This window comes from Pedobacter antarcticus, from assembly GCF_900103515.1.
Taxonomy (GTDB): domain Bacteria; phylum Bacteroidota; class Bacteroidia; order Sphingobacteriales; family Sphingobacteriaceae; genus Pedobacter; species Pedobacter antarcticus.
The window spans coordinates 1-1,492 of sequence record NZ_FNGZ01000024.1 but is presented as its reverse complement, the minus strand read 5'-3'; the positions used below and the strand labels follow the sequence as shown (position 1 = coordinate 1,492).

Annotated in this window: 2 protein-coding genes; both read right to left on the bottom strand. The window is 39.6% G+C overall.

Features of this window, described 5'->3' with window-relative positions:
* Positions 1-14 precede the first annotated feature (14 nt).
* Positions 15-917 carry an IS3 family transposase gene (locus BLR53_RS19650; RefSeq protein WP_037439757.1) on the bottom strand — a complete coding sequence of 301 codons (903 nt, stop codon included), beginning with the start codon at positions 915-917 and terminating at the stop codon, positions 15-17.
* Positions 914-1,492, bottom strand: a 579-nt coding sequence (locus tag BLR53_RS19645; protein WP_074591869.1) for a helix-turn-helix domain-containing protein, incomplete at its 5' end; no start/stop codon positions are given. The genes BLR53_RS19645 and BLR53_RS19650, both read right to left, overlap by 4 nt.

Sequence of the window (1,492 nt, the reverse complement as noted above, 5' to 3'; positions counted from 1 at the left end):
TATTCCTGTATCAATTATACAAGTTGCTTTTCATTTGGTTTGCACCATTTAGGTTTCCATCTTTTTTTCAATGGCCCGTGTTTCAGGTGTGCCTGCTCTGGAGTTAGATAATCACAACTAGCATGGGGCCTTAATTGATTATAGGTTTGGATATTTTCTCTTATCTTTTGGGTAGTTTCCCTAAAACCAACTTTTGAGCTATGCAAATCAAATTCTGATTTTAGTATCCCGTTTACCCTTTCTGCAATGGCATTTTCATAAGGACTTCCATTCTCGGTCATACTAACTGCTATATTATTGCTAATCAGTAGATCTACGTATTTTTTACTACAATACTGAGCTCCTCTGTCGGAATGATGTATAAGTTGGTTTTTTGGATATTTCCTTTTGCCTATAGCCATTTCCAGCGCATCTATACAACCCTGGGCAGATAGATCTTTTCGGAAAGCCCATCCCATAATCTGTTTGGAATATGCATCGGTAATCAAACTCAAGTACCCCCATTGCTGCTTTAATTGGATATAGGTAATATCGCTTACCCAAACTTGCTCAGGTCTATCCAACTCTAAGCCCACGATCAAATTATTATATTTGCGCATCCAGTGCCTTGAATTGGTGGTAATTGCTTTTCTCTTTCGCCTACGAATATGAAGTCCATGTTCACGCATCAGCCCAAACAGATAGTCTCTGCCAATATTAATATGATGAGCACACAGTTTCTCCTGAAGTAGAAAATGAAGTTTCAATGTGCCTATTCGCTTTTGTTTTTCACGTACATCCAGTACATGCTGAAGCACGATTTCATCCTTTAACCCTTGGTCCTGTACACGCCACTGACGATCGTAATAAGCATGGCGCGTTTTGCCAAACAGTCTGCACAGCAACTTGATCCCTGTTCTGGGGAAGTCCTGTTTCATTTTAATGACTGCCTGGCACCAGACTTTTTTCTGATATCTATTTTAAGCTGTTCTTCTGCAATATCTATCATTGTGTCTAATGCCCTGATTTTCAAATTAGCTTCATCCAAGGCTTTTTTCAGTGCTTTAACTTCTGTACTTTCGGTTTGGGACGTGGATTTTTTAGACATTTCACTCGGGTTTGAAATACTAATTTCAATATTTTCATCCGAAAAAGCCTTAATCCAGTTTCGTATGGTACTCCTTGAGCTGATATTGTATACGATAACGGCTTCCTTTATACTCATCCCCCCATGGATAGCTCGAACAATCGATCGTTTTTCTGCAGTACTGTGAAGCTTGCGTTTATGCAAAATTGAACTGTACTTGTCCAACCACATCCCAAGGGTTTCTCCGGTCATTTTATAAGTCTTTATCAGATCCCTCCGGGGCGTCCCTTCTTCGGCCAGCTTAACAACATGAGCGATCAGTCGCTTGTCAAACTTCTGATTTTTACTCGTTCTTTCTGAGTAGAACAACTCTTCTTCTCTTTCCATACACTGTTTTATAGTGTATAGCTTTTTCAGGAATGGACA

Coding starts and splice junctions, on each gene's coding strand:
- BLR53_RS19650 (WP_037439757.1), bottom strand. CDS start 917: ATGAAACAGGACTTCCCCAGAACAGGGATCAAGTTGCTGTGCAGACTG.